Consider the following 7,818-nt stretch of genomic DNA (forward strand, 5'->3'; position numbering starts at 1 on the left):
CGTGACGGAGGGCGCCTCTACGAGGTCACGCGCGTGGCGCAGCCCGGATCACGGCTCTCCTGGCCGGGCGGTCGACCAGTCTGTCACGATAGCCAGGCTCGGGTAGAGACGCTTCGAACGAGGGACGACATTGGATCGGCAGACGGCGTCGGCCACCTTCCCGTCCGCCGCCGCGGCGGTGGCGGACGCGCGCCGGTTCGTCCGGAAGGTGCTCGCCGACTGGGGCCTGGAGGAGGCCGCGGACGACGCGGTGCTGGCCACCAGCGAACTCGCGACCAACGCCATCGCCTACGCCGGCACGTCCTTCGAGGTGTCCTGCCGGCTGGAGGATGGGGAGATCAAGGTCGAGGTCCGCGACCGGCACCCTACCCGCGGCATCGAGATGCCGGGCGTCACCGCCTCCAGCGGACGCGGGCTGCCGTCGATCGCCCGCCTCGCCTCGTCCTGGGGCGTCTCCTACGACCGCCGCACCAAGGGCGTGTGGTTCACCCTTCCCCGGCCCGGCGCGAGCAACGGCTCCGGCCCCTCCCGCGCACTCGCGGGTGAAGCCGCGGCCGACGCCGCGTCCGCCCGCGAGGGGAGCCCCGGCCGTGAGAGCGGGGGCCTGGTCGCCGGGCCGAACGACGAGCGCGAGGCCCGGCTGAGCGGCGACGGGGTCGGCGAGGTGCCCGCCGCGGGCGACCGGCTGCTGCGTTCCCCCGCCGCCGTCGAGGCCATGGAGGACGGTGTCGCCACCGTCCGCGAGGTCCTCGGCGCCGAGGGCGCGGCCATCCTGCTGACCGAGCGTGACGGACGGCTCATCATGGGCGCCTCCGCCGGCACCGCCGCCGAGATGCCGCTCGGTGAGCTGTCGGTGCCGGCACTCGGCCCGGACGCCCGCGCCGGCTCACCCTGGGTGGCGGCCGACGCCTCCGACCCCACCGCCGCCGCCCTGCGGGCCCGGTCCCTGGCCGCCGCGCCACTGGAGTCACAGGGCCGCCTCACCGGGCTGGTCGTGGCCGTCTCGTCGATCTCCGGCCGGTTCGAGGAGGCCGACGGCGTCCGGCTCGGACGGCTCGCCGACGAGATGTCGCTCTCCCTGGAGAAGGCCAGAGTGGGCGAGCTGGAACGGTCCTGGCGCGGCTGGCTCAGCTTCGTCGCCGAGGCCAGCGACCTGCTCGCCGGAACCCTCGACCAGGAGCGGACGATGGCGCTCGTCGCCCAGCTGGTCGTCCCCCGCCTGGCGACCTGGTGCGCCGTCTACACCGCAGCCGACGCCGAGCCCGCCAAGCTGGCGTACGTGTGGCACGCCGACGAGACCCGCGCCGACGGTCTCCGCGACCTGCTCGACCACGCCGGCGCCGCCCCGCCGATGGACGTCTCCGCCCCGTGGAACGGCCTCGCCACCGCGCCCGACGACGTCCGCGCCGCCGCCGGCGACACCGCCGCCGACCAGGTCTACGCCTTCCCCCTGATCGCCCGCGGTCGCCGTATCGGCACGATCGTCATCGGCCGGCCGTCCGGGGACCGCTTCCCCCGCAGCGCGATCGAGCTGGCCGAGGAGCTCAGCTGTCGCGCGGCCCTCGCCGTCGACAACGCGCGCCTGTTCTCCGCCCAGACCGCCATGAGCAGCGCCTTGCAGCGCAGCCTTCTGCCACCTGGCATCCCCGACATCCCCGGCCTGGAGGTCGCGGTGGTGTACGAGCCCGCGGGGGAGGGCAGCGAGGTCGGCGGCGACTTCTACGACGTCTTCGAGAGCGGACTGCGGCCCGGAAGCCCGGCGCCCGCCTCGCGCTGGCGCTTCGCCATCGGCGACGTGTGCGGCACCGGCCCCGAGGCCGCCGCCGTCACCGGCCTCGCCCGGCACGCCCTGCGGATCCTCGCCGCCGAGGACCTGTCGGTGCCCGCCGTCCTCACCCGCCTCAACCGGCTGATCCTCGGCGAGGGCGAGCGCGGCCGGCTACTGACCCTGCTGCACGGCGAGATCGCGTACCGTCGCCGTCGCGACGGCGTGACGATCAGGCTGACCAGTGCGGGGCACCCGCCCCCGCTCGTGCTCGACCCCGAGGGAGGTGTTCGTGAGGTGGCGTCGCCCCAACCGTTGCTCGGGGTGTTCGACGGCGTGGACTTCCACACCGACACAGTCGAGTTGCGGCGCGGAGAGGTGTTGCTCTGCGTGACCGACGGTGTCACCGAGCGTCGTTCCGGCGCCCGGCTGCTCGGCGACGGCCACGGCCTGGAACGCCTTCTGGCCGGCTGCACGGGACTGAGCGCGGGGGCGGTGGCCGCCCGCATCCAGCGAGCGGTGCGCGACTTCGGTTCGGAGCCCTCGAACGACGACGTTGCCCTCATCGTTCTGCGGGCGTCATGATGGAGACCAACAATCGGTAAGGTGGGGTGGCGTGGGGCTTGCCTTGCACACGACACGACAGGACGGCCGCGCGACGATCGCCGCGCGCGGCTCTATCGACCTGCATTCCTCCGACGAGCTGCGGTCCCGGTTGACCGAACTCGTCGACGCGGGGGAGCGGGAGGTCGTCGTCGACCTCACGGCGGTCGATTTCTGCGACTCCTCGGGTCTGAACGTCCTCGTCCGCGCGTACAAGCACGCGCGCGCGCAGAACGCCACGCTCACCGTCACCGGCGCCTACGGGCGGGTGGAGAACGTTTTGCGGACCACGGGCCTTGACCGTTTCCTCATCGGAGGGACTGCGGAAGGGGCCTCGGCCGATGGACGGTGAGCCGATGGACGACAGGAGCCGCGACGCCCGGATTGGGATGGCCCGGATTGGGGTGGACACGATGAAGAACGGCGAGCGGGCGGAGTGACCGACCCGATGACCGAGACCACCCTGCGCGCGGCGCCCCAGACGGAGGCGGTCGAGTACGCCCGACGCCTCGCCGCTCGCACCATGCGCACCTGGGCCCTGATGGAACGCGAGGAGCTCGTCACCGCGATCGTGGCCGAACTGGTCGCCAACGCCGTCCGGCACGCGGGCACGGCACTGGAGCTGCGCCTGCTGCGCGGCACCGGCCGAGTCCGTGTCGAGGTCCGCGACCGCGCCGCACAACTGCCCCGGCTCACCGTTCCGGGCCCCCTGGACGAGTCGCACCGCGGCCTGTTCATCGTCGACCGCTTCGCGACCTCCTGGGGAGCCGATCCGGTGACGGGCGGCAAGGTCGTCTGGGCCGAAGTCAGCATCTGACCACCACGCTCCGCAATCGGCGGGCCTTGAACGAAACGGGTCCCGCACACCGGCCGGTGTGCGGGACCCGCGACACGCGAACGCCCAACGCTCGGCGGGGCAGTGAGCCCCCAGAGGCGGTCAGGACGACTTGCGATACAGCTCCGCCACCATGAACGCCAGGTCCAGCGACTGGCCGCGGTTGAGCCGGGGGTCGCAGGCCGTCTCGTAGCGCTGGTGGAGATCGTCCTCGACCAGGCCGTGCCCTCCGCCCACGCACTCGGTGACGTCGTCGCCGGTGAACTCGATGTGGATACCCCCCGGATGCGTCCCGAGGGCCCGGTGCACCTCGAAGAATCCGGCCAGCTCGTCCAGGACGTCGTCCAGCCGCCGGGTCTTGTGCCCGCTCGGCGCCTCGAAGGTGTTGCCGTGCATCGGATCACAGATCCACGCCACCGGCGCGCCGCTGCGGTGCACCTTCTCGACCAGCGCGGGCAGGACGTCCCGCACCTTGCCCGCGCCCATGCGCGTGATGAACGTCAACCGCCCCGGCTCGCCCTCCGGGTTGAGCCTGTCGATCAGTGCCAGCGCGTCGTCCGCGGACGTCCCCGGCCCCAGCTTCACCCCGATCGGGTTACGGATGCGCCGCAGGAACTCCACGTGCGCCCCGTCCAACTGCCGGGTGCGCTCGCCGATCCACAGGAAATGCGCCGAAACGTCGTAGGGCAGGCCGCTGAGGTGGTCGATACGGGTCAGGGCCCGCTCGTACTCCAGCAGCAACGCCTCGTGACTGGAATAGAACTCCACCTGGTGGAACTCGTCCGGGTTCACCCCGCACGCCTTCATGAACGTCAGCGCCCGGTCGATCTCACCCGCGACCCGCTCGTAGCGACGGCCCGCAGGGCTCTGCGCCACGAAGTCCTGGTTCCAGGCATGGACCTGGCGCAGGTCGGCATAACCGCCCTTGGTGAACGCCCGGCACAGGTTCAGCGTCACAGCCGAACAGTGATAAGCCTTCAGCAACCGGTGAGGGTCGTTGCGGCGGGACTCGGCGTCGAACTCGAAGCCGTTCACCGCGTCGCCCCGGTAGGCGGGCAACTCCACGCCGCCGCGCACCTCGACGGGCTTGGAGCGCGGCTTGGCGAACTGCCCCGCCATCCGGCCGATCTTCACCACCGGCACGCTGGCCGCGTAGGTGAGCACGACCGCCATCTGGAGCAGGGTCTTGAGCTTGTTCTTCACCGCGTCGGCGTTCGACCCGTCGAACGTCTCGGCGCAGTCGCCGCCCTGCAGGACGAATGCCTCACCGCGCGCGACGTCCGCGAGCTGGGACTTGAGCTGGTCGCACTCGCCGGCGAAGACGAGTGGCGGCTGCTTGGCCAGTTCGGCGGCGACCGCCCGGACCTCGTCCGGGTCGTCCCACTCGGGCTGCTGAAGTGCGGGGAGGCCGCGCCAGGCGTCGAGGTCCCCGGAGACGCTGGAAATACTCACACGAAAAGGCTATGACACCGCGCGGGCGCCAGCACCCGGCGGCGGTTGAGACGCGACCGGGCGGCCCGTATCGGGCCGCCCGGTATCGGGGAGTCTCACACTTCGTCCGTCAGGCGGCGCGGCTCCCGGCACCGGCCCGGACGGGCTCGCCCTCGGCCGGCGCGCCCGCCAGCGCCCGGCGCCCGCTCAGATCGGTCTCATTCGCCAGCTGCCGGAGGCGCCGCAGCGAACGGTCGGTGATCTGCCGGACGCGGTTGTGGCTCAGGCCGTACCGGGCCCCGATCTGCGCGTAGGACAGCGGCTGCCCGCTGTCCATCCCGAACCGGGCGCGCAAGATCGCCGACTCGCGCTCCGGTAGCCGCTCCAGCAGCCGCCCGAGGCCCTCGATGTCGTCCAGCGCGAGGATCTCCGCCTCCGGTGTCACGGCATCGGGATCCTCCAGCAGATCGCCCATGGGCGTCTCGCCGGCGTCGTCGACGGTCGCGTCCAGGCTCGCCGGATCACGGCGCCAGCGCAGCAGTTCGTCCACATGCTCGGCATCGGAGCCCAGCGAGCCCGCGAGCTCCTCGCGGGTCGGTTCACGGCCCAGTTCCCGGCTCAGCTGCCGCTCCGCGCGGCGCAGCCGGGAAAGCTCCTCCTCGACGTGGACGGGCAGCCGGATCGTCCGGGCGGTGTGGCTCAGCCCGCGGCCGATCGCCTGCCTGATCCACCAAGTCGCGTACGTGGAGAACTTGAAGCCACGGCGGTAGTCGAACTTCTCCACCGCGCGCATCAGCCCCAGGTTCCCCTCCTGTATGAGGTCGATGAGGGGCAACGAGTCGGTCGGGTACTTGCGGGCGATCGAGACCACGAGGCGCAGATTGGCCTCGACGAAACGCTGCTTGGCGCGCAGCCCCGCCGAGGTCAACGCCTCCAGCTCCTCGCGGGTCGCGCCCCCGGGCACGGTCCCTTCCTCGAGCAGCTGTTCGGCGTACAGGCCCCCTTCGATCGCCTTGGCCAGATCGACCTCCTCCTGCGCGTCGAGCAGGGGCGTACGGCCGATCCGGTCGAGGTACGCTCCGACAAGGTCCTTGTCGGGAACGTCGACCCTGTCGCCCTTGGTACGGGTTGCAGCCATCCTGACCCTTCTCCGGTGCGATCTCCCTAGAGGGACAACGCTAATTACCGCTCTGTGATTCCCGGGTGGGGAATACTGCGAGGCTGTTAGCCGCTCTACCGTCCTGATACCCCGACAGAGGAGAAACCGACATGGCGACCGTCACACTCACCGCGGAGAACTTCGATGAGGTGGCGCAGGGCGACGGGATCGTGCTGGTCGACTTCTGGGCGGACTGGTGCGGGCCCTGCAAGCGCTTCGCGCCCGTGTTCGAGAAGTCGGCGGGCAAACACGAGGACATCGTCTTCGGCAAGGTCGACACCGAGGCGGAACCGGCCCTGTCAGAGCGGTTCGGCATCCGCTCGATCCCGACGCTCATGGCCATCCGCGACGGCGTGATCGTCTTCGCCGAGCCGGGCGCGCTGCCCGAGCCGGTCCTGGAGAACGTGATCGAGCAGGTCCGCGGACTCGACATGGAGGACGTCCGCCGCCGAGCGGAGTCCTGAAACCTGGCCGGTTCCGGCCGATTCACGTGTCGCCGATTCACTTCGTACGCACACTATCGCTCCGTGTAGTGGGTTGCGGGCGCGGGACGTCCAGCCGACTCCTGAGCGGCACGATGGCAAAGATGCGGCCCACGGCGCCCGCTCCGCGGGGTCGATGGACGATGATGGACGGATGCTCGCCGATGTCGTCGAATACCTGGTGTGCCCCGTGTGCGGAGCGGACCTCGCAATGGCGGACCGCGGACTGCTCTGTCCGGGCGGGCACACCTTCGACATCGCGCGGCAAGGGTATGCGAACCTCCTACCGGGCAACGCACGCCCCGGAACGGCCGATACACCGGAGATGGTCCGCGCCCGCGACGCGTTCCTCAGCGCCGGCCACTTCAACGCCCCCGCCGAACGCATGGCCAAGGATGTCGCTCGCACCCTGGACGGCGCCTCCCTCGTTCTGGACGCCGGTGCCGGAACCGGGCACTACCTGAGCCGCGTCCTGGACACGTCACCCAGCACGGTCGGGCTCGCCCTCGACATCTCCAAGCACGCCGCCCGCCGGGCCGCCCGCGCACACCCACGTGCCGGAGCCGTGGTCGCCGACCTTTGGCGCCCGCTCCCGGTGCGCGATGGTGCGGCCGGCACCGTCCTGAACGTCTTCGCGCCGCGCAACGCCGCCGAGTTCCACCGCGTCCTTCACGACGAAGGGCTCCTGTTCACGGTCACACCTTCCCCCCGTCACCTCGGCCCCCTGGTGGATTCGCTCGGGCTGATCTCGGTGGACGAGCGCAAGACCGAACGTACCGACGCCGCGCTTGCCGGATATTTCAAGCTGGACTCGCGCCAGAACATCGAGACCGAGGTCGTCCTGAACCACGGAGAGGTCGCCACCCTCGTGGCCATGGGACCCAGCGCGCACCACGTGCCGGCCGAACACCTCTGGCCGAGACTGGAACGGCTCCCGGACCCGCTATCCGTGCCGTTGTCCTTCGTCCTGTCGCTCTATCGGCGACTGGAGTGACGCCGACCGGGCGCGTGCGCGGAGCCAGCTGGAACACATCTGCGGCCCTTCACTCGGCTGCCTCCCGTAGCTGACTCCAGGCGCACCGACGACGTGCAATTCGCGTGTACTGCCTGAACCTCCAGGTCAGCTTGTCGGAGCTTGGTCGCAGGACATCGCGGGCCCGGATGAGAGCCACTGCTGGTTTGACGGTCCAGGCGGACGACCCTAATGTTCTCCTCACCCCCAGGGGATGCAGAACGCCGGAAGGCGGTCGGCCCCAGTGGGAGCCGGCCCAGAGAAAACTGTTCGAGCCTCGCTCGGGCTGATGTATCATGGTCTGGCTAGCCCGGAACGGGATGCAGGACGCCGCAAGGTGGCCGGCCCGGTGGGCACTCTCACGCGATGCAAACACGACAGATCTCAGAGTCTGTGGGTTCTGGGCGCGTGGGACTGGGAACGTCTCCGAACGTCGAAAACGATCTTCCTGGATCTACTTGACACGGGCGGCGAACCTGGTAAGTTAGTAGGGTTGCCCCGGAGCGGGGCTCGCGGAAGCGGGTTCGGCGC

Annotated in this window: 7 protein-coding genes; 5 read left to right on the top strand and 2 right to left on the bottom strand. The window is 70.8% G+C overall.

Annotated features, from left to right (window positions below):
* The first annotated feature begins 130 nt into the window (after positions 1-130).
* The 3 genes from AMA02S_RS38795 to AMA02S_RS38805 all read left to right on the top strand — a co-directional run bounded on the left by AMA02S_RS38795 (position 131) and on the right by AMA02S_RS38805 (position 3,185).
* Complete coding sequence (locus AMA02S_RS38795; RefSeq protein ID WP_067469810.1) at positions 131-2,350, top strand: SpoIIE family protein phosphatase; 2,220 nt, start codon at positions 131-133, stop codon at positions 2,348-2,350.
* A 31-nt stretch (positions 2,351-2,381) separates the two neighbouring features.
* Complete coding sequence (locus tag AMA02S_RS38800) at positions 2,382-2,720, top strand: STAS domain-containing protein (RefSeq protein WP_067469812.1); 339 nt, start codon at positions 2,382-2,384, stop codon at positions 2,718-2,720.
* Positions 2,721-2,816: 96 nt separating this feature from the next.
* A complete protein-coding gene (locus AMA02S_RS38805) occupies positions 2,817-3,185 on the top strand; it encodes an ATP-binding protein (protein ID WP_067469847.1) in 369 nt (122 codons plus the stop codon).
* Between the two features lie 120 nt (positions 3,186-3,305).
* Here AMA02S_RS38805 and AMA02S_RS38810 read toward each other — a convergent pair whose 3' ends face one another.
* Both AMA02S_RS38810 and AMA02S_RS38815 read right to left on the bottom strand, forming a co-directional pair.
* A complete protein-coding gene (locus AMA02S_RS38810) occupies positions 3,306-4,649 on the bottom strand; it encodes a class II 3-deoxy-7-phosphoheptulonate synthase (protein ID WP_439951628.1) in 1,344 nt (447 codons plus the stop codon).
* 115 nt (positions 4,650-4,764) lie between these two features.
* Positions 4,765-5,772, bottom strand: a complete 1,008-nt coding sequence (locus AMA02S_RS38815; protein ID WP_067469818.1) for a sigma-70 family RNA polymerase sigma factor — start codon at positions 5,770-5,772, stop codon at positions 4,765-4,767.
* A 131-nt stretch (positions 5,773-5,903) separates the two neighbouring features.
* On the opposite strand from AMA02S_RS38815, the gene trxA reads away from it, so the two are divergent.
* Together trxA and AMA02S_RS38825 are read left to right on the top strand one after the other, a co-directional pair.
* A complete protein-coding gene (gene trxA, locus AMA02S_RS38820) occupies positions 5,904-6,257 on the top strand; it encodes a thioredoxin (protein ID WP_067469821.1) in 354 nt (117 codons plus the stop codon).
* A gap of 154 nt (positions 6,258-6,411) precedes the next feature.
* Entirely contained in the window at positions 6,412-7,269 is an 858-nt protein-coding gene (locus AMA02S_RS38825) for a putative RNA methyltransferase (RefSeq protein ID WP_245668031.1), read from the top strand.
* Positions 7,270-7,818 lie beyond the last annotated feature (549 nt).

The organism is Actinomadura macra NBRC 14102 (assembly GCF_001552215.1).
Lineage (GTDB): Bacteria > Actinomycetota > Actinomycetes > Streptosporangiales > Streptosporangiaceae > Spirillospora > Spirillospora macra.

Excerpts from the sequence above, each read along its gene's own strand:
- AMA02S_RS38815 (WP_067469818.1), bottom strand. The coding sequence starts at position 5,772 with ATGGCTGCAACCCGTACCAAGGGCGACAGGGTCGACGTTCCCGACAAG.
- AMA02S_RS38825 (WP_245668031.1), top strand. The coding sequence starts at position 6,412 with ATGGACGATGATGGACGGATGCTCGCCGATGTCGTCGAATACCTGGTG.
- AMA02S_RS38805 (WP_067469847.1), top strand. The coding sequence starts at position 2,817 with ATGACCGAGACCACCCTGCGCGCGGCGCCCCAGACGGAGGCGGTCGAG.
- trxA (WP_067469821.1), top strand. The coding sequence starts at position 5,904 with ATGGCGACCGTCACACTCACCGCGGAGAACTTCGATGAGGTGGCGCAG.